Genomic DNA, 18,812 nt, shown 5'->3' on the forward strand with positions numbered 1-18,812 from the left:
CGCCGCTGGAACTCGCTTCGGATGACACCTGTTCATGGCTGGCCGCCGCATCGAAATTTTTCATGGCTGGGTTCCGCTTTTGAGCTTGGGAGTTCAATGCAAATGCATTAACCGGAGAGGCGCGGCGGACAGCGACCGCGCCAGGGGAGGACACGGATGTCGGTACAGGCAGGCGATCTCGGCACCGTGTCCCGCAACCAGAGCTGGCGCACGCCGGTGGTCATCATCGTGTGCGGCTGCGCGATTGCGCTGCTGAGCTTCGGTCCGCGCTCCAGCCTCGGCTTCTTCGTGCAGCCGATGAGCCGTGAGTTCGCCTGGGGGCGCGACGTGTTCGCCCTTGCAGTGGCGGTGCAGAATTTGTTGTGGGGGCTCGGTCAGCCGCTCGCCGGCGCCATCGCCGATCGTTTCGGCGTGATGCGCGTGATCTGTGTCGGCGCGCTGCTCTATGCCGGCGGCCTGCTGATGATGCGCTATTCCAGCTCGCCGCTGTCGCTGAACATCGGCGCCGGCGTGCTGGTCGGCTTCGGCCTGTCGGGCTGCTCGTTCAACCTCATCCTGTCGGCCTTCAGCAAGCTGCTGCCGCCGGAGCGGCGCGGCATCGCGCTCGGCGCCGGCACCGCGGCCGGCTCGCTCGGCCAGTTCCTGTTCGCGCCCTTCGGCGTCGCGCTGATCGACCAGTTCGGCTGGCAGAGCGCACTGATGGTGTTCGCTTGCCTGATGCTGTTCATCGTCCCGCTCTCGCTCGCCGTGGCAACGCCGCCGGCCGCCGAGGCCAAGCCGACGGAGGCCGAGCAGCAGTCGTTCACGACGGCGCTGATGGAGGCGTTCGGCCACCGCTCCTACGTGCTGCTGGTGCTCGGCTTCTTCACCTGCGGCTTCCAGCTCGCCTTCATCACCGTGCATTTGCCGGCATTCCTGGTCGATCGAGGCCTGTCGGCGCAGACCGGCGGCTGGGTGATCGCGGCGATCGGGCTGTTCAACATCATCGGCTCGCTCAGCGTCGGCTGGCTGCAGAGCCGGCTGCCGAAGCGCTACATCCTGTCCTTCATCTATTTCACCCGCGCGCTGGCGACGCTCGCCTTCATCTCGTTCCCTGTGACGCCGGCGACGGCGATCGCGTTCGGCGCGGTGTCGGGGCTCGCCTGGCTGTCCACGGTGCCGCCGACCTCGTCGCTGGTCGCGATCATGTTCGGCACCCGCTGGCTCGCCACGCTCTATGGCTTCGCCTTCGTCAGCCACCAGGTCGGCGGCTTCCTCGGCGTCTGGCTCGGCGGCATCGTGTTCGAGCGCTACGGCTCGTATACGCCGATCTGGTGGCTCTCGATCCTGTTCGGCGTGCTGTCGGCGCTGATCAACCTGCCGATCGTCGAGAAGCCGGTCGCGCGTGCCGTTCCCGCGACCTGAGTTGCGCTGCCGACCCGATCGGCTAAACATGGCGTGAGACGAAGAAAGCGCAGGGAGTGCGGCTGTGGGAACGTTCAAGGCGATCCGGATCGACAAGGCGGACAACGGAACGACCGCGGCGCTGACGCAGTTCGATGAAGCTGAATTGATGGACGGTGACGTCACCGTGAAGGTCGAGTGGTCGGCGCTGAACTACAAGGATGGGCTGGCGCTGACCGGCAAGGCGCCGGTGGTGCGCCGCTTCCCGATGATCGCGGGGATCGATTTCGCCGGCACGGTCGAGCAGTCCAGCCATCCGGCCTGGAAGCCGGGCGATGCCGTGATCTGCACCGGCTGGGGCATGGGCGAGACCCATCTCGGCGCCTATGCCGAGAAGGCGCGGGTCAAGGGCGACTGGCTGGTCGGCCTGCCGCAGGGGCTGTCGGCCCGCGACGCGATGGCGATCGGCACCGCCGGCTTCACCGCGATGCTCGCGGTGCTGGCGCTGGAGAAGCACGGGCTGACGCCGGCGAGCGGGCCGGTGGTGGTGACCGGCGCGGCCGGCGGCGTCGGCTCGGTGGCGACGGCGGTGCTCGCCAGGCTCGGCTACCACGTGATCGCCTCGACCGGCCGCCTGGCCGAGGCCGACTATCTCAAGTCGCTCGGCGCCGCCGAGATCATCGACCGCAATGAGCTGTCCGGGCCGGCCAAGCCGCTGGCGAAGGAGCGCTGGGCGGGTGGCATCGACAGCGTCGGCTCCAATACGCTCGCCAACCTGCTGGCGATGACTCAATATGGCGGCGCCATCGCCGCCTGCGGCCTCGCTGCCGGCATGGATTTGCCATCGTCGGTGGCGCCGTTCATTTTGCGCGGCGTGTGCCTCCTCGGCATCGATTCGGTGATGTGCCCGCTGCCGGCGCGCAAGGCGGCCTGGCAGCGCCTCTCGACCGATCTGGATCGCGCAAAACTAGCTGAAATCACTCACGAAATTGCCCTGGACCAGGTCGCGTCGCTGGGTCCGCAGATCCTCGCGGGCCAGGTCCGCGGCCGTACGGTGGTAAGAATATCCTGAGGACGTTCAGACTTTTCAAACCATGCTGCTCCATTGTTGCCATGGTTGGTATGGTAAGCATGGGGTAAAGATACCGCCTTACCCGCTGCGTGGGGTTAAGTGGGAGTTTGATGCATGCTCGCGCGTATATTGCTGGGGACCGTGACTGCCGGTGCCGTGATTGCTCCCGCGATCGCGGGTTCGATGACCGCCGACGAGGCCCGCAAATTCGTCGCCGGGAAGGTGTTCGCCTTCACCTGTGTCGACGGCACCCGTGGCGCGGGCCGCATCCTCGACGACATGGGCGCCGCCGGCGCGGTGCAGTTCTCCGGCTCTGGCCCGGTGCGTCACATCCGTCTGCCCGGCAATACCCTGCAGATTCGCGGCCAGAATGTCTGCGCTGCCATCAAGGGCATGCCGTTCGAGCCGTGCTTCAACCTCGACAAGAAGGACGACCGCAGCTTCCGCGGCTCGGTCTCCGGGCTGGGCGCCTTCGCCTATTGCGATTTCCAGCACCAGGGCGGAGCCACCATGCTGATGGCGCGCGCCGTGGCGCGGCCGCGCGCACGCGCTGCTGCGCCCGCGGCTGACGGCTCGCACACCGAAGTCGCGGCGCGGGTCGAGACCCCGCGGGTGGAACGCAGCAAGGTTGAACCCTTGAAGGCAGATGCTGCGAAGGCCGCCAAGGCGGACAGTTCCAAGACTGAGAACATCAAGGCCGAAAACGCGAAGGCTGAGATGACCAAATCCGATAACGCGAAGTCGGATGCGGCGCCGGAGCTGCGTCGCTCGACCGATTAGTTGTTAGTTCACCGATCATTGAAAAACCAGCTCCCTATTAACATAGAGCAATATTTTAAGCTGACCGCACGTTAGTGGTCATTGCGCCGTAGTCGTACGGAATCTTAAATTCATGCCTCGGTAGCGACTCGTGTGCAGTTTGCGACCAGGGGGGTGGCCCATGAGAAAGGGTCGTTATGTCGCTTTATTTCTTCCGGATCAGCCAGGGCCGCTATTCTGGCGCTGCTGACCAGCCTTATGAATTCGCCAACCGGGAAACCGCCTGGAACGAGCTGACGGCTGTCTGCTCCGACCTGATCGGTGGGATCTCGAAGTCGTTGCAGCAGGGGGCCGAGTGGCAGATGGAACTGCTCGACGAGGCCAAGCAGCCGGTGTTCCGGATTCGCCTCGTGTCCGAAGCGGTCGGCTGAGGTCCGGCTGTCCGGGTGATTGGGTTGTGGGCCGTCGGAGCCCGGCCCGGTTTGCCGTGGCGCCGATCGCTCGTGCGGGGCATCTTTCGATGAAGTCTGCGTCCACTCCGGGCGGGTCGGCCGCAACCCGGTAGAGTTCGGCCCTAGCTCCGCGTCGTGCCGCGGCCAACTCATCTCCGATAGATACGCACGATGATCAGCGTCGTCGGTAGCTGCGGCGCCTGCCAGTGCGGGTGGCGGCAGTGATCGCCCTTTGCCCGGCGCACCGTTTGAAGCTCCTGCTTCGACGCAATCCTGCAACGGTATCGGGAGACTTGGTCCAGCGCGGGCCGGTTTCGGAGCACCGCGTCGTTGCGCACGATGATCATTTTATGCGGTTTGTCCGTAATCTTACGGTTCCCGCATTAACCTCCGATAAGCCTGTTTCGCGCCCAATGAGTTCCGTCAGCGACGACGTGCGGGTCCGGAATTTTCGGAGTCTGCCGATCTCCTGACCTTCGACCGCGCAGCGCAGCGCAGACCTGAATGTTCGGGCCGTCCGTTGGCGCTGGCAGAACGCGGCCGAACCACGCAGTCAGCTGGGGTCCTCCGTGTCAACAATGTCCATCCGTACGAAGATCATATCGGTCATCGCCTTCATGCTCGTCACCATGTGCGGGCTCGGCGTGCTCGCTGTCACCAGCCTGCAGTCGATCAATGCCAACACGGTCGACATCGCCCAAAACTGGCTGCCGAGCGTACGCGCGATCGGCGAGCTGCGCGCCAACATCAACCTGCTGCGCATCGCCTTGCGCGCGCATGTGATGTCGGAGACGGCCGAGACCAAGCAGTCCGCGGAGAAGCGCGTCAACGGAATCCTCGAGACGATCAACAAGGACCGCAAGACCTATGAGCCGATGATCACCTCGGCCGAGGAACGTGCGATCTACAACAACTGGGTGCAGTCCTGGGAGAAGTACGTCGTCGCGGTCAAGCAGGTGATGGACGAATCCAACAAGAGCGTCGGCAAGATCCCGCACGAAGCCACCGAAATGCTGGAAAAATCGGCCGCCGCGATCGCGCGCGACGCCGACAAATACTTCATCCAGGACATCGAGTTCAACAACAAGGGCGCCGACAACGCCACGCGGCAGGCTGCCGAGAGCTACTCGCGGGCGATCTGGCTCGTGGCATCGATCATTGCCGCGGCCGTCATTGCCGGCATCGCCGTCGGATTCTATCTCGTGCAGAACGTCTCGTCCGGCATCGCCTCGATCATCAAGCCGATGCAGGAGCTCGCCAAGGGCGATCTCGGCGCGGAGGTGACGCATCGCGGCGAGCCGACCGAGATCGGCGCCATGGCCGATACGCTGCAGGTGTTCAAGGAGGCGCTGATCGCCAAGAAGGAGGCCGACGAGCTCGCGGCCCACGATGCCGAGGCCAAGATCGAACGCGGCCGGCGCGTCGACAACATCACCCGCCAGTTCGAGGCGACGATCGGCGAGATCGTGCAGACGGTATCGTCGGCCTCGACCGAGCTCGAGCATTCCGCGGGCGCGCTGTCATCCACGGCGACGCGCTCGCAGGAGATCTCCACGATGGTCGCGGCGGCCTCCGAGGAGGCCTCCACCAACGTGCAGTCGGTTGCCTCTGCGACCGAGGAGCTGTCGTCCTCGATCACCGAGATCAGCCGCCAGGTGCAGGAATCGGCCCGCATGGCCAACGAGGCGGTCGAGCAGGCGCGTACGACCAATGATCGTGTCGGCGAGCTGAGCAAGGCGGCCGCGCGCATCGGCGACGTGGTCGAGCTGATCAACACGATTGCAGGCCAGACCAACCTGCTGGCGCTGAATGCGACCATCGAGGCGGCGCGCGCCGGCGAAGCTGGCCGCGGCTTCGCGGTCGTCGCCTCCGAGGTGAAGGCGCTGGCCGAGCAGACCGCCAAGGCGACCGACGAGATCGGCCAACAGGTGTCCGGTATCCAGGCCGCGACGCAGGAATCGGTCGGCGCCATCCGGGCGATCTCCACGACCATCGAGAAACTGTCGGAAATCTCGTCGGCGATCGCGGCGGCCGTGGAAGAGCAGGGTGCCGCCACGCAGGAGATCTCGCGCAACGTCCAGCAGGCATCGGAGGGCACGCAGCAGGTTTCCGTGAATGTCGTCGACGTGCAGCGCGGCGCCACCGAGACTGGTACGGCTTCCACGCACGTGCTGGCCGCGGCGCAATCGCTGGCCTCGGACAGCGACCGGCTGAAGCGTGAGGTGGCGACGTTCCTGGAGTCGGTGCGCGCGGCCTGATCTGTCCGACGAGCGGGATTAGATCGCGTCCCGTAGTCATACGACGTTCAGCATTAACGGAACTTTGCGGTAATCGGCGGCACCCTGCTCCCCAGCAGGTGCCGCTTTTTCGTCTCCACCGCGGCGCGGTCGGTCACCGCGGAAGCCGGCCTCCCTCCAGGCGGCCGACAGCGAGATGCTTTCCCTCGGAGGATCAGGACGTGTCCAGGCTTTCCATTCGTCTGAAGATCATCGCGGTCATCGCCTTCATGCTGGTGGCGATGTCAGGGCTTGGCCTGCTCGCGGTGCGCAGCATGCAGTCGATCAACGTCCGCACCGTCGACATCGCCACAAACTGGCTTCCCAGCGTGCGGGTGCTCGGGGCGCTGCGTGCCGACATCAACGTCTACCGGCTCACACTTCGCGCCCACGTGATGGCGCTGTCGGCGGAGGCCAAGGCGAACGTCGACAAGCGAATGGCGGCCATGCTCGACAACGTCAGGAAGGACATCCGGACCTATGAGCCGCTGATCTCGGACCCCGAGGAGCACAGGCTGTACGAGGCCTGGAAGAAGGCTTGGGAAAAATACACGGTTGAGGCCGACAAGGTCCTCGATGTCTCCCGCAACAGCGTCGGCCGCCTGCCTGATGACATCGAGGGGCTGTTCAGGGGCACCGGCGTTGCGTCGGCCGAGTCCGAGAATCTTCTGATCAAGGCGATCGAGTTGAACGACAAGGGCGCAGCAACGGCAACTCAGGAGGCTGTCGATGGCTACAACAGCGCCTTCTGGATCATGGCAACCATCCTGATCGCGACGATCGCTGCGGGCATCGGCGTCGGCTTCTACCTCGTGCAGGACGTCTCGGCCGGCATCGCCTCGATCATCAGGCCGATGCAGGCGCTCGGGCAGGGCGATCTTTCGGCCGAGGTGCCACACCGCGGCGAGCCGACCGAAATGGGTGCGATGGCCGACACCTTGCAGGTGTTCAAGGAGGCCCTGATCGCCAAGAAGGAGGCCGACGAGCGCGCCGCCGCCGACGCCGAGGCCAAGATCGAGCGCGGCCGCCGCGTCGACAACATCACCCGCCAGTTCGAGACGACGATCGGCGAGATCGTGCAGACGGTGTCGTCCGCCTCGACCGAGCTCGAGCACTCCGCCGGCGCACTGTCATCGACCGCGACCCGCTCGCAGGAAATTTCTACCCAGGTCGCGGCAGCGTCCGAGGAAGCCTCGACCAACGTGCAGTCGGTGGCCTCGGCCACCGAGGAGCTGTCGTCGTCGATCACCGAGATCAGCCGCCAGGTGCAGGAATCGGCGCGGATGGCGCAGGAGGCCGTCTCGCAGGCCCGCCAGACCAATGATCGCGTAGGCGAGCTGTCGAAGGCAGCGGCACGCATCGGCGACGTCGTCGAGCTGATCAACTCAATCGCCGGCCAGACCAACCTGCTCGCCTTGAACGCCACCATCGAGGCGGCCCGCGCCGGCGACGCCGGCCGCGGCTTCGCGGTGGTCGCCTCCGAGGTCAAGGCCCTGGCCGAGCAGACCGCCAAGGCGACCGGCGAGATCGGCCAGCAGATCGGCAGCATCCAGGCGGCAACGCAGGAATCGGTCGGCGCCATCCGCGACATCTCCGGCACCATCGAGAAGCTGTCGGAAATCTCCTCGGCGATCGCGGCGGCCGTCGAAGAGCAGGGCGCGGCGACGCAGGAGATCTCGCGCAACGTCCAGCAGGCCGCGCATGGCACGCAGCAGGTGTCGTCCAACGTCGTCGACGTGCAGCGCGGCGCCACCGAGACCGGTTCGGCGTCCTCGCACGTGCTGAGCGCCGCCAAGTCGCTCGCGACCGACAGCGACCGCTTGAAGCGCGAGGTCGCCTCGTTCCTGCAGTCGGTCAGGGCCGCCTGATCGTCACTGCGCCGGCTGAGCCGGCGGCGCCTGCTGCTGCCGCCGGAACAGCACCTTCTGGTACAGCCAGCCGATCGCGACCAGCACCAGGCCGAGTCCGATGAACGACAGTGCGCGCCACACGCCGGTCAGCGCCGACATGTCGACCAGGAACGCCTTCAGGATCGTCAGCGCGATCACGATGGCGGACGCCAGACGCGCGCGCTGCGACTGCACGATGAGTCCGATCCCGAGCAGCACCACGCCGAAGGCGAGCCAGGCGATCGAATAGGTGTACTGCTCGGCGGCGCTGGTCGGCCCTGCCGTCAGATCGGGGCCGTGATAGATCCGGCGGATCTCGAGGCTGACATAGGACAGCGCCAGGATCAGCGCGCCCGCGGCCAGCGTATTGCCGTAGCCGGGCGGACGGCGGCCTGCGACCGCGTAGGACAGCAGCAGCATCAGCACCGCCGGGAAGGCATAGGCCAGGATCAGGATGTTGAGCAGGCCGCCCTTGATCGCGACATCCGAGATCATCGGGTTCTCGAACATCAGCAGACCGAGCACGGTGGCGCCGCCGGCGAATCCGGCGAGGATCACGGCGCCGATGTTGTGCACGATGCTGCCGCTGCGCTCCCGCAGCCGCTCCAGGCCGATCGCCAGCGCCAGGGCCACGCAGACGTCGAGGCCGATCTCGGCGAGCGACGGCACCGCCAGCATGTCGCCGTCATTGACGGCGTGGCGGATCTCCAGGAAGGCGAGCAGGGTCGTGAACAGGATCGCGGCGGCCTCCACCGCCCGTAAGGGGGCGTCGTCGCCGTGGCGGCGCATCAGATAGCTCGCGCCCCAGAACGACGCCGCCGGAACGCCATAGCCCCACAGCAGCCAGTTGAAGATCGGCGTGGTGCCGACATCGGCGCCGACGATGCGCGGATCATGGCCGATGCGCAGCACCACGAGCCCGGCAAAGACGGCCGCGAGCGTGCGCAGGAACGGGATCGGCCGGCTCTCGTAGATCCAGGCGGTGCCGAGCGACATCAGCGCCAGCGCGATCGTCAGCCAGCCTTTTTCCAGCGCGAAGGTCAGCGCCAGCGCCAGCGCGGCCAGCGTGCCGGTCGCGAACAGCGCGATCGAGACACCGAGGCCGGGACGCTCCTCGCGCCGCGTCAGCGCCTCGGTGGCGACGGCAAACGCGGCGGCGAGCACGACGGCGACGATCGCGAACGGGATCGAGCGGTCGAGATGGGCGATGCGCGCGTAGAGCGCGACCAGCAGCGCCAGCGGCGTGAACACGCCGGCCGCCGACCACACCACCGGCACGGCGGCGTTGTGCGAGCGTCCCTGCGCGAGGAAGCCGGCGCCGCCGAAGCCGAGCGCGAAGATTGCCGCCGTGACCAGATGCGAGGTGACCGATGCGCCGAGCGGGTTCGGTCCCATTCCCGGCAGCGCGCCGCCGGGCAGCACCAGCAGGTCCGGATTGTCGCGCAGCGCCCATTCGGCGAACACGAGGAACACGGTCGCAGCGGCGGCGGCCACCGCGCCGGCTGCGCTCGGCGCGCGCCAGGCGACCGCCAGCGTGGCCGCGACCAGCAGCGTGAAGCCGATCAGCGCCAGGCCGTCATGGAAGCTCGCGAGCACAACCAGCATGGCGCCGAGCAGATAGACGGCGAGCCCCACTGACGAGATCGGCTCGACCTCGTCATTGTCGGCTGCGGGCCCGAACATGAAGCCGCAGACCACGATCAGCGCGGCCAGTGCAAGGCCGGTGACGACATGGAAGACGTGCGGCGCCACCGTCTCGATGCCCGCGTCGAGTCCGGGCAGGGTCCACAGGAACGACAGCCCGATCGTGGTCATCGCGAGCCAGCGCCACAGCCGCACGCGCGCCAGCGCGAACGCGGCTGCGGTGACGATGGCGAGGTAGATGTAGAGCGCCCAGTAGTTCGGCTCGCCGGTCGACACCAGCACCGGCGTCGTGAATGCCGCGACGAGGCCGAGCCCGGCCAGCGCCGGGCCGTGCAGCAGCGCCGCCGCCAGCGTGCCCAGCGCGACCACGCCGAGCAGCACGAAGGCGATCGCGGGCGGCAGGAAGTCGTAGAGTGCGTAGGCCGCGTAGATGGTGGCGAAGGCGACCGCCGTGCCGGCCGCGGTGAGGATCGCCGGGATGTTGGCGATCGGCAGCGCCGCGATCTGCGAGATGCTCTCCCTGCGCCGCGTCCATTCGCCGGCCGCGAGCAGCGCGGCCGCAAACAGCGCGCCGAGCGCGACGCGCACCTCGGGGCCGACGAGGCCGGCCTCGATCGAGTAGCGCACCATGAAGAAGCCGCCGAGCGCCAGGGTCAGCCCGCCGATCCACACCACCCAGCGGGTGCCGATGCGCTCCTCGAAGCCGGCCGCGGGCTGCGGCACGGGTGGTGGGGACACGAGCGGCGGCTGATCGGCCGCTGCGTCGCTCGCCAGCGCCGCGGGCTGGAGAGCAGGCTCGGTCAGCTCCGGCAATGGAGGCGGCATTGGCGGGGCTTCAGCGGGCTCCTGAAGCGGGCTGAGCGGCGGCGCGACCACCGGCGCGGCCGCGATCGGGGGGGCGGCCTCGAGCTTGGCCAGCCGTGCCTGCACCTCGGCCAATCGGTCGGACGTCCGTCGCGCGAAGGCGAGCGCCGCGAACGCCACCAGCAGGGCGATCCAATCCAGGGGCCAATCGAACATCACGCGGAAATCCTGAAATCGATGCCGCCGGGAGGCGTCACGGGTGGAGGGAAGCTGCGAGCCCTTGCGGACCCCGGCGAATCGGCCAACTGCTCCGGCGGGCCGCACGATGGCCGTCGTTCCCTCTGTGTCAAACCGCGGAACATAAGTTCAAAGCGCGCCGGTATGCGGCTACGCAGCGCCGCAACTCAGTCCAGATCGATCCGGAACGGCGCGCTGTCGACCATCATGGCGCCGGGCCCGATCGCGTCCAGCGCGCGCACCATGCGGCCGTTGCGGCCCAGCGCCCTGTCGGCCAGGCTGACGATCAGCCGGTTCGGCGAGGCGATCGGCGAGGCCTGCCGGATCGCCCAGGCGATATCGAGCTCGTCACGATGGGGGTTGAGCGCGCAGGCCGCGGCGAAGGCGCTCGCGGTGGAGCGGCTGATGCCGGCATAGCAGTGGATCACCAGCGGCGCCGCACGATCCCAGCCGCGCACGAACTCCAGCACCTGGGCGACGTGATCCTCGCTCGGCGCCATGAAGCCCGGCAGCTGCTCGGTGATGTCGTCGACCGAGACCCGCAGATGGTTCTCGGGGCGGATCGTCTCCGGCCGCCGCACCTGCTCGACATTGGCCATGATGGTCAGCACGTGGCTGGCGCCGGTCAGGCGCACGGTCTCGGGCAGGGCGGCGAGTGAGCAGACGTGGATCATGGCGAGCCTTTGAACGCCCGATTATACGAATGGGGGCACAAGGGCAAAAGCGCGTTTTGCAAAAGCGCGTTTTGGATGTCTGCCGTCGGGCTGGCGCATGTGTGCGCCGACAGCCCTCAGCGCGTGTTCTTGAGCTGCCGCAGCTCCTGGCGAACCAGATGGGCCTTGCCCTCGATCTCCGCGTTGAGCCGCTCGATGTGGTCCACGAGACCGTCGCGCAGACCCTCACGGCGTGCCTGTGATGAATGGACCGGCTGTCGAGCGCCCGTCTCTGCCCACGGACGCCGCAGGATGAGAGCGTACAGCGCCACCATCGCGGCCACCGCGAGCGGCATGCTCAACGCATAGATCTGGCCCATCGTCATCGGAGCCCTCCAAGGACCCATTGCCCCACCAAATGTAGGATCAAACCGGCCATGAAGCAAACCGGGGCCGACACATAGATCAGCGTCGGGTCGGTATTTTGCGGCAGGAAGCCATAGATTTCCTGTCCAATCGGCACGAAAACGCCGACCGAAACGATCGCGGTCGCCAGCGTGTTGGCCCAATTGGCCAGCAGCTTCAGGCGCTCGTTCTGGCGCTCTTCGGGCGTCAGCGGCATCTCAGCACGCCCCCAGCACCGTATTGAAGCGGGTCAGGAACTGCTTCTCGGCCTTGGCCGCGCTCCAGGGCGTCAGATAGTCGGTCACGGTGGCGTCCGGCAGGCCGGGATCGCGGCCGAACAGCTTCTTCGCCTCGCTGTCCGAGAAACCGGCGAGGCGCGTCGCCTCCAGAAAAGCGGCGCCGCGGTCGGCCGCCTTGATCTGGCGCTCGATCTCGGGGGCAATCTCGGCCGGCAGGCCGAAGCGGATGTGGATCGCCCCGAGCAGCCGCTTCTCGACTGATTTGTAGCTGCCGCCGAGCACCGCCTTGAACGGCGAGATCATGTCGCCGATGACGTATTCCGGCGCGTCGTGCAGCAGCGCGGCGAGCCGCAGCTTCGCATCGATGTTGGGCTTGCGCGCGCGCATCACCGTCTCGACCAGCAGCGTGTGCTGCGCGACCGAGAAGATGTGCGCGCCGGTGGTCTGGCCGTTCCAGCGCGCGACGCGCGCGAGCCCATGGGCGATGTCGGCGATCTCGACATCGAGCGGCGAGGGATCGATCAGGTTGAGCCGCCGGCCGGACAGCATGCGCTGCCAGACGCGGTCGTGCCCGCTCGGGGCCTTGTCAGTCGTCATTTGGGAGGCTTGAGGCGCGGGGCGCGGCGCTTGCCGCTGCAGGTCTCGTGGCAGAAGCAGGTGACGAGATGGTCGTTGACCATGCCGGTCGCCTGCATGAAGGCGTAGACGATCGTCGGCCCGACGAACTTGAAGCCGCGCGACGACAGCTCCTTGGAGATCTTGATCGACAGCGGCGTCGAGGCCGGCACGCTGGCGGTGGTCTTGAACTGGTTGACCTTGGGCGCGCCGTCCATGAAGCCCCACAGCAGCTTGGAGAAGCCGGGACCCTTGTCCTGGATGTCGAGCCAGGATTTCGCGCTGAGAATCGTGCCTTCGATCTTGGCGCGGTTGCGGACGATGCCGGCATCGTTCATCAGCGCGTGGATCTTCTTGTCGCCGTAGCGCGCGATCTTCTCCGGCTGGAAATCATCGAAGGCGCGGCGGAAATTGTCGCGCTTGCGCAGGATCGTGATCCACGACAGCCCGGCCTGGAAGCCGTCGAGGATCAGCTTCTCATACAGCGCGCGGTCGTCATATTCCGGCACGCCCCATTCGGTGTCGTGATAGGCGACATAGAGCGGATCGCTGCCCGGCCACGGGCAGCGCGTCAGGCCATCGGGATGGACGACAGCAGCGCGACCCATGAGACCGGCTCAGGCGACCGTCTGCTTGGGCGCGCCCTGCAGCGCGTCGGGATCGGCGATGCGCAGAACGAGGCCGCCCGCGGTGAGCGGCGTTCCCGCCTCCAATGCCTCGGCGGCGCGGTCGATGCGCAGTAGCGCCATGCCCTTCTGCGCGGCGGCCGAGCCCATCGTGCCGACGGTCTTGTCGCCGGCCAGAATCGGCGTGCCGGGCTCCGGACCCGGCCCGTCGAGCAGCACCTTCGCCGCGCGTGTGCGCGTGGTGCCGCGATGATGCATGCGGCTCACGACCTCCTGGCCGACATAGCAGCCCTTGCCGACGTCGACGCCGTGCAGCCGGTCCATGTTGGTCTCGTGCGGGAAGGCGTCGCCATACATGAAGTCGAGCCCGCCGCGCGGCACGCTGCAGTCGATGCGGTGCGCTTCATAGGCGGCGGAATCGACGAGCTCGGCGCCGAGCCGTGCGGCGATCTCCGCCAGCGCCTCCTGCGGCGCAATGACGCGTGCGCCGAGGCTCTCATGACGCGGATCGGCGAAGCTCGGCTCCGGCGTGGCGCCGATGGCGCCATCCCAGACCGCGATCACGCCGACCTGGTCGGACAGATTGCTGACCGCAACCTTGGCCCTGAGCTTGTAGAGATTCAGCTTGTCGGTGAGCGCCTGGGCGAGCGCGCGCGGACAGTCGAGCAGGAAGCGCTCGCCGGCGTCGGTCGCCGGCACCTGCGCCACCAGGAAATCAACGATGATCTTGCCCTGCGGCGTCAGCAGCGCGCCAAACCTGGCCTCACCCGGCTGGAGCTTGGTGACATCGGTGGTGAAGAGACCGTTGAGGAACTTGCGTGCATCCTCGCCGCTGACCTGGACCACGCCCCGGTCGTCGAGAAACGTCGCCTTCATTCGAAAAACCTCTTGCGACAGGCCGCACTGAAACGTAAGCCGCCCAGGCATAAACCACAAGGCTGAAACGCCGCCGCGCGGTGGCTTCATTCTAAAGATCGAGACTCGCGTGCCGCCGGAGGCCAGCAAATGGGCAGGCGCGCAGCATGATCGAGCTGTCTTGGGGTTGTCAGGAGAATGAAATCCTATGAGGGCTTCATGAGCGCGCGGTTCGACGTCATTCTGAAATCCGGCACCGTGGTCAATCAGGACGGCGAGGGTGTCCGCGACGTCGGTATCTCCGCCGGGCGCATCGTCGAGATCGGCAATCTCGGCGCCGCCTCGGCCGCCGAGATCATCGACTGTACCGGCCTGCACGTGCTGCCCGGCGTGATCGACACCCAGGTGCATTTCCGCGAGCCTGGCCTCACTCACAAGGAGGACCTCGAAACCGGCTCGCGCAGCGCCGTGATGGGCGGCGTCACCGCCGTGTTCGAGATGCCCAACACCAATCCGCTGACGGTGACCGAGGAGGCCTTCACCGCCAAGGTCGAAGCCGGCCGTCATCGCATGCATTGCGACTTCGCCTTCTTCATCGGCGGCACCCGCGAGAACGTCGAGCAATTGCCGGTGCTGGAGCGCGCCGAGGGCTGCGCCGGCGTGAAAGTGTTCGTCGGCTCCTCCACCGGCTCGCTGCTGGTCGAGGACGACGACAGCCTTCGCCGCATCTTCCAGGTGATCCGCCGCCGTGCCGCGTTCCACGCCGAGGACGAGTACCGCCTCAACGAGCGCAAGGATTTGCGGGTCGAGAACGATCCGCGCTCGCACCCGGTGTGGCGTGACGAGGAGGCGGCGCTGCGCGCCACGCAGCGTCTGGTCAATCTCGCGCACGAGACCGGCAAGCGCATCCACGTGCTGCACATCTCCACCAAGGAGGAGATCGTGTTTCTGCGCGACCACAAGGACGTCGCCACCGTCGAGGCGACGCCGCATCACCTCACCCTGGCGGCGCCGGAGTGCTACGAGCGGCTCGGCACCTACGCGCAGATGAATCCGCCGGTGCGCTCGGCGGATCATCGCGACGTGATCTGGTGGGGCGTCCACCAGGGCATCGTCGACATCCTCGGCTCCGACCACGCGCCGCACACCGCCGAGGAGAAGTCCAAGACCTATCCGGCCTCGCCCTCCGGCATGACCGGCGTGCAGACCCTGGTGCCCATCATGCTCGACCACGTCAATGCCGGCCGGCTGTCGCTGCAGCGTTTCGTCGACCTCACCAGCGCCGGCCCCGCCCGCATCTACAACATCGCCCGCAAGGGCCGCATTGCCGCCGGCTACGACGCCGATCTGACCATCGTGGACCTCAAGCGCAGCGAGACCATCACCCACGAATGGGTTGCCTCGAAAGCCGGCTGGACGCCGTATGATGGTGTGCGCGTCACCGGCTGGCCGGTCGGCACCTTCGTGCGCGGTCAACGCGTGATGTGGCAGGGCGAGCTGCTGACGCCGGCCACGGGCGAGCCTGTCAGCTTCATGGAGACGCTGCGGCCGTAACGGCGCTGCGTGCTAGTTTGCTCCGCTATGACGGGCTGCCAGACGCCAGATGCAGCGCCCGCTCCCCTTAAGGGGAGAGGGCGCATAGCCCGGTCGCTGCGTTCGTCCGGGCTGCGAGATTGGCTGAGCTGCGCCGCCCGATCTGATCGTTGGCCCGCGACATCCGAGGCCGTTCAAGCAAACAGCTTGTCGATATCGTCTTGCGAAATCGCCACGCCCACCCGCTTCGGGCCCTCCAGCAAGTCCGGCTCGGTGCTTGGGGCGGCGACCTCGGCGGCGAGCCGGGCCAGTTCCTCTTTTCCCCACATCCGGACCAGCCTGTTGATGTGGTCCTCCATGAACTTCAACGACTTGACTACGCGCGTGATCCGCTGCCCGGTGAGGTCCTGAAACGCGCACGCCTCGAACACCTTGTTCGAGCTGTCGAGGATCTCGTCGCAAACCGCTGCGGCCGTCGGGTCCTTGACCTTCTGCAACTTCGTGACGCTGGTGCCGATCGTCTCCATGCTTTCGAGGATCGCGTTCCCGGCCACCTCCGTATTCTCGACGATCGCGTCGAGGGTGTCCGCCATCGTCGCGAAGTTGTTCTTGCTGTCGCCTTGAAGAGCTGCGAATTCCCGCCGCATGCTGTTGATGTGGGCGAACATCTCGACCAGGAGCGTTTTCAGCATCCTCTCTTCTTCTGGCGCAATCATCCGAAATCCCCGACTCTTCCTTAACGTTTCCTTACTAATTCTTCACGCGACAGCTACGAGCCCCGGTCTGCCCTTCAGGCAAGGGATTTCGGTTCTGCGGGACCAGCTCGCGACACGGCTATCGAGAGTCCCCTTGAGCTCGAAAAGGTACCGCGGTCAGCGAGGTGAAGACTAGCTCCCCATCTTTCCCTGATTTCGTTAAGGGCGCATTTTCATTGACGTCAGAAGCCTTCAAATGGTGAAGGGTTTCGGACGCGACATGGTTGCCAAGGGCTGCCGTTGGGCAGGTCCTCGTCCGCTGTCGGATCCCAGCGCTACGACTGCCTTCGAGCCTGAATGAGCGCGTGGGGCTCGGCCAATGAAGGCGAATGTCCGCCGCCAGGGGCGATGCGGACGTGGGGGAGGAGCTGCGGTACGCCACCGCTGTCCACCTGACCGCCAGGGTCGATCGACATACGCTTGCCGAGCAGCAATTTGGGCGGCACCCGACGGTTCCACCCTCCTGGCAGGCCCCGGCGTCTGCAATCCCCAGGGATCAAGAGGCCGCCCCTTACCCAGACGTCGTTCGGTTCACGGGCCGGCGCTCGGCCTCGGCAGCGGTGCTGACGCGGCCAGGCAATTCGACTATCCTTCGAGGCGGACCATCAAGGCGGGGCACGACAGGGGTCCACGAGGGGACGTCGATGAGCATAGTAAGAAGCGCGCTGGCCCAGAAGAGTAGCGCCGTGATCCATGTTCGTTCCGGCGACATGGTCGTCGAAGCCTTGCGCAAGATGCGCGACAACCGGGTCCGGTCGGTGCTGGTCATCGATGACGGCGTGCTGGTCGGCATCGTGACGCAGGGGGACTGCGCCATCAAGGTGCTGCTGCCCGGGCTCGATGCGAAGCAGACGCCGGTCAGCCAGGTGATGACGGCCAACCCGGTGACGGTCAGGCCGGACCACCGGCTGGACAGTTGCATGGCCATGATGTCGCAGCGTGGTTTTCGCCATCTGCCCGTGCTTGACGCGGGCAAGGTCGTGGGCGTGATCTCGATCGGAGACGTGGTCAAGAACATCATCCGGGATCTGGAGCACGACGTGGACGATCTGATGGGCTACATCATGAAGGACGGCCCCGGGGGCTGACGGGGGAACGCGGTGTCGTTGCCGTCCACGGATGTTTTGCTTGTGGGCCTTTGCGGACTCTTCGCGTCGACAGGATGGGGTGAATGGTTGCTAGCCGGCGTCTTCATCCCAGCTATCCTCACTCATTTTGGGCTGGCTGAAGATGCTCTTTTTGAGATCGTTGGGTAGTAGCCGAACGCACCAATTATGGTAGTGAACTGCCTTTGTGAATACGTCATTGTAATAAGTTTGTCCCCAAGCTAAAATGTATGTTTGTCCCTGGAGAGCTCTTGTTGCGTCAGCTAACGAGAGTGTTTTCGGAAATTGGTAAACGTCCTTGTCTTTCTCAATTGTAACTCCATTGTAGGGGGGTGTCGGTTTTATTGTTTTGATCTCTGGGCACGATTTCATAATGCCGAAATGGCCGTTGATCCCGTTGTCAAACGATTTCATTTCCCACCATCCGATCACACGTTTTGCATCAGTGCTTCCGACGTTTGTCCAGTGAGAGCTGATTTCCCAGTAGATAGTGTTGTCATCTGCGGCAAGATCTCCGACAATGTCTCTAGGTGTTATCGGCCTGATCGCCAATTGCTCGCGCCTGAGATTGGCGCGCAGTTGGGCGATAGTAACAAGGCGTTGGGCTTTCATTTCCTCCAGCTGACTTTTCATGACGTTAAGTTGACCGCTTATTGAATCGGCCTGCCTTGAGGAATCGATGGCAAGAGAAATTGTGAAAGCCGCCATAACGACTGTCGCAACTGCGGTTACTAATGCATTTTGTTCGCGCAGTTGCAGCATGGCGGTGCTGAGCAGGGATTTTACCATCCGAAAGCTGATCAGATTTGATCTCTCTGGCTTAGGGGAGGATGTCGGCTTTGCCTCTTTGGGGATATTATTCTTTTTGGAATCTCTAAGGATGTCCCAAAGCGGCAATGCTCCCATGATGAGGGCTGCCGCGATTAGTTGAATTGCGATAATCCAAAGGTCATGCCCCACCGTGCTGCAAAGTTGTTGTGGCAGTTTATTGAGCATGTTGGTTCGCTGAGTGTATTCTCCGATGAAATCGGACCGAAGTACAAGCGTGGGTTTTTGGGCGGCGCGCCGGGAAGGCGCGCCGACGTCGGGCAAATCACTCGCGCGATTTGGTATCATGCGGCGCCAGTTGGCTTGCTGCGCCTCCGGCAGAACGCCTGCGCCGGAAAACGGATTTGTTGCGCTGGCTCAACACGATCCTTCGCACCGCCGGGTGCCGGCAAAAATTGTGCTTTCGTTTTTGCAGAATTCGTGATAGGCATCCATCCATCCCGCCTCAACGAGAGGGGCGTACGCGCGGTCGTCACGAGACGCGAGGCGGGGAGGCGGTGGACGTGTCGGGTTGCAGCGCGGCTTTGGCTAGCGCGGACGAACAACATCGATGCGGACGACGAAGCCGTGTGGTCCTGGCCTCCCGATGCTGAGGTCAAGCCTGCTGTTCGACGCGAGAGCGTCGGCGCAGGTGATGGGGGCAAGACAGCCGGTCCCCAGGGAGAGCGCGGAGTAAGCGTT

18 protein-coding genes are annotated in these 18,812 nt (G+C 65.6%); 8 read left to right on the forward strand and 10 right to left on the reverse strand.

Annotation, left to right across the window (positions count from 1 at the left end; all coding sequences use genetic code 11):
* Positions 1–156 precede the first annotated feature (156 nt).
* The 4 genes from QX010_RS05880 (at position 157) to QX010_RS05895 (ending at position 3,645) form a co-directional block, all read left to right on the forward strand.
* Complete coding sequence (locus QX010_RS05880) at positions 157–1,404, forward strand: MFS transporter (protein WP_316178215.1); 1,248 nt, start codon at positions 157–159, stop codon at positions 1,402–1,404.
* A 64-nt stretch (positions 1,405–1,468) separates the two neighbouring features.
* Positions 1,469–2,455, forward strand: coding sequence for an MDR family oxidoreductase (locus tag QX010_RS05885; protein ID WP_316178216.1), 987 nt, complete (start codon positions 1,469–1,471; stop codon positions 2,453–2,455).
* Between the two features lie 114 nt (positions 2,456–2,569).
* Positions 2,570–3,235 (forward strand): hypothetical protein, encoded by a 666-nt coding sequence (locus QX010_RS05890; RefSeq protein ID WP_315802843.1) that lies wholly within the window; start codon positions 2,570–2,572, stop codon positions 3,233–3,235.
* A gap of 176 nt (positions 3,236–3,411) precedes the next feature.
* The gene (locus QX010_RS05895) at positions 3,412–3,645 is read left to right on the forward strand and encodes a DUF6894 family protein (RefSeq protein WP_015668557.1); all 234 of its coding nucleotides are present in this window, start codon (positions 3,412–3,414) and stop codon (positions 3,643–3,645) included.
* A gap of 170 nt (positions 3,646–3,815) precedes the next feature.
* Here QX010_RS05895 and QX010_RS05900 read toward each other — a convergent pair whose 3' ends face one another.
* On the reverse strand, positions 3,816–4,013 hold the full coding sequence (locus tag QX010_RS05900; RefSeq protein ID WP_315802844.1) for a hypothetical protein: 198 nt from the start codon (positions 4,011–4,013) through the stop codon (positions 3,816–3,818).
* Between the two features lie 222 nt (positions 4,014–4,235).
* Here QX010_RS05900 and QX010_RS05905 point away from each other — a divergent pair, with 222 nt between their 5' ends.
* Both QX010_RS05905 and QX010_RS05910 read left to right on the forward strand, forming a co-directional pair.
* Positions 4,236–5,924, forward strand: a complete 1,689-nt coding sequence (locus QX010_RS05905) for a methyl-accepting chemotaxis protein (RefSeq protein WP_315802845.1) — start codon at positions 4,236–4,238, stop codon at positions 5,922–5,924.
* A 200-nt stretch (positions 5,925–6,124) separates the two neighbouring features.
* The gene (locus tag QX010_RS05910) at positions 6,125–7,810 is read left to right on the forward strand and encodes a methyl-accepting chemotaxis protein (RefSeq protein ID WP_315802846.1); all 1,686 of its coding nucleotides are present in this window, start codon (positions 6,125–6,127) and stop codon (positions 7,808–7,810) included.
* A 3-nt stretch (positions 7,811–7,813) separates the two neighbouring features.
* Here QX010_RS05910 and QX010_RS05915 read toward each other — a convergent pair whose 3' ends face one another.
* The 7 genes from QX010_RS05915 to QX010_RS05945 form a co-directional block, all read right to left on the reverse strand.
* Positions 7,814–10,495: a DUF2339 domain-containing protein gene (locus tag QX010_RS05915; RefSeq protein ID WP_315802847.1), complete on the reverse strand. Its 2,682-nt coding sequence runs from the start codon at positions 10,493–10,495 to the stop codon at positions 7,814–7,816.
* A 188-nt stretch (positions 10,496–10,683) separates the two neighbouring features.
* A complete protein-coding gene (locus tag QX010_RS05920; RefSeq protein WP_315802848.1) occupies positions 10,684–11,190 on the reverse strand; it encodes a tyrosine phosphatase family protein in 507 nt (168 codons plus the stop codon).
* 116 nt (positions 11,191–11,306) lie between these two features.
* Positions 11,307–11,555, reverse strand: a complete 249-nt coding sequence (locus QX010_RS05925; protein WP_315802849.1) for a hypothetical protein — start codon at positions 11,553–11,555, stop codon at positions 11,307–11,309.
* Positions 11,552–11,791 carry a hypothetical protein gene (locus QX010_RS05930; protein ID WP_315802850.1) on the reverse strand — a complete coding sequence of 80 codons (240 nt, stop codon included), beginning with the start codon at positions 11,789–11,791 and terminating at the stop codon, positions 11,552–11,554. The genes QX010_RS05925 and QX010_RS05930 overlap by 4 nt, the downstream gene beginning before the upstream one ends.
* Before the next feature lies 1 nt (position 11,792).
* Positions 11,793–12,410: an HD family hydrolase gene (locus QX010_RS05935; RefSeq protein WP_316178222.1), complete on the reverse strand. Its 618-nt coding sequence runs from the start codon at positions 12,408–12,410 to the stop codon at positions 11,793–11,795.
* Positions 12,407–13,036 (reverse strand): DNA-3-methyladenine glycosylase I, encoded by a 630-nt coding sequence (locus QX010_RS05940; RefSeq protein ID WP_316178224.1) that lies wholly within the window; start codon positions 13,034–13,036, stop codon positions 12,407–12,409. The genes QX010_RS05935 and QX010_RS05940 overlap by 4 nt, the downstream gene beginning before the upstream one ends.
* Before the next feature lie 9 nt (positions 13,037–13,045).
* A complete protein-coding gene (locus QX010_RS05945; protein ID WP_316178225.1) occupies positions 13,046–13,930 on the reverse strand; it encodes a folate-binding protein in 885 nt (294 codons plus the stop codon).
* 198 nt (positions 13,931–14,128) lie between these two features.
* On the opposite strand from QX010_RS05945, the gene QX010_RS05950 reads away from it, so the two are divergent.
* Entirely contained in the window at positions 14,129–15,463 is a 1,335-nt protein-coding gene (locus QX010_RS05950; protein WP_316178468.1) for a dihydroorotase, read from the forward strand.
* 173 nt (positions 15,464–15,636) lie between these two features.
* Here QX010_RS05950 and QX010_RS05955 read toward each other — a convergent pair whose 3' ends face one another.
* Positions 15,637–16,158, reverse strand: a complete 522-nt coding sequence (locus QX010_RS05955; protein ID WP_315802854.1) for a protein phosphatase CheZ — start codon at positions 16,156–16,158, stop codon at positions 15,637–15,639.
* 683 nt (positions 16,159–16,841) lie between these two features.
* Between QX010_RS05955 and QX010_RS05960 the strand changes: the two genes are divergently transcribed.
* Complete coding sequence (locus tag QX010_RS05960; protein ID WP_315802855.1) at positions 16,842–17,285, forward strand: CBS domain-containing protein; 444 nt, start codon at positions 16,842–16,844, stop codon at positions 17,283–17,285.
* A gap of 90 nt (positions 17,286–17,375) precedes the next feature.
* Here the strand turns inward: QX010_RS05960 and QX010_RS05965 are convergent, their stop codons facing one another.
* Entirely contained in the window at positions 17,376–18,299 is a 924-nt protein-coding gene (locus tag QX010_RS05965) for a hypothetical protein (protein ID WP_316178227.1), read from the reverse strand.
* Positions 18,300–18,812: the final 513 nt, after the last annotated feature.

Source organism: Bradyrhizobium sp. SZCCHNRI1009 (genome assembly GCF_032487575.1).
Taxonomy (GTDB): domain Bacteria; phylum Pseudomonadota; class Alphaproteobacteria; order Rhizobiales; family Xanthobacteraceae; genus Bradyrhizobium.

Bases quoted from the DNA above. Each gene is read 5' to 3' on its own strand.
- QX010_RS05880 (WP_316178215.1), top strand. From the start codon at position 157: ATGTCGGTACAGGCAGGCGATCTCGGCACCGTGTCCCGCAACCAGAGC.
- QX010_RS05890 (WP_315802843.1), top strand. From the start codon at position 2,570: ATGCTCGCGCGTATATTGCTGGGGACCGTGACTGCCGGTGCCGTGATT.
- QX010_RS05895 (WP_015668557.1), top strand. From the start codon at position 3,412: ATGTCGCTTTATTTCTTCCGGATCAGCCAGGGCCGCTATTCTGGCGCT.
- QX010_RS05900 (WP_315802844.1), bottom strand. From the start codon at position 4,013: ATGATCATCGTGCGCAACGACGCGGTGCTCCGAAACCGGCCCGCGCTG.
- QX010_RS05915 (WP_315802847.1), bottom strand. From the start codon at position 10,495: ATGTTCGATTGGCCCCTGGATTGGATCGCCCTGCTGGTGGCGTTCGCG.
- QX010_RS05920 (WP_315802848.1), bottom strand. From the start codon at position 11,190: ATGATCCACGTCTGCTCACTCGCCGCCCTGCCCGAGACCGTGCGCCTG.
- QX010_RS05925 (WP_315802849.1), bottom strand. From the start codon at position 11,555: ATGACGATGGGCCAGATCTATGCGTTGAGCATGCCGCTCGCGGTGGCC.
- QX010_RS05930 (WP_315802850.1), bottom strand. From the start codon at position 11,791: ATGCCGCTGACGCCCGAAGAGCGCCAGAACGAGCGCCTGAAGCTGCTG.
- QX010_RS05935 (WP_316178222.1), bottom strand. From the start codon at position 12,410: ATGACGACTGACAAGGCCCCGAGCGGGCACGACCGCGTCTGGCAGCGC.
- QX010_RS05940 (WP_316178224.1), bottom strand. From the start codon at position 13,036: ATGGGTCGCGCTGCTGTCGTCCATCCCGATGGCCTGACGCGCTGCCCG.
- QX010_RS05945 (WP_316178225.1), bottom strand. From the start codon at position 13,930: ATGAAGGCGACGTTTCTCGACGACCGGGGCGTGGTCCAGGTCAGCGGC.
- QX010_RS05950 (WP_316178468.1), top strand. From the start codon at position 14,129: ATGAGCGCGCGGTTCGACGTCATTCTGAAATCCGGCACCGTGGTCAAT.
- QX010_RS05955 (WP_315802854.1), bottom strand. From the start codon at position 16,158: ATGATTGCGCCAGAAGAAGAGAGGATGCTGAAAACGCTCCTGGTCGAG.
- QX010_RS05960 (WP_315802855.1), top strand. From the start codon at position 16,842: ATGAGCATAGTAAGAAGCGCGCTGGCCCAGAAGAGTAGCGCCGTGATC.
- QX010_RS05965 (WP_316178227.1), bottom strand. From the start codon at position 18,299: ATGCTCAATAAACTGCCACAACAACTTTGCAGCACGGTGGGGCATGAC.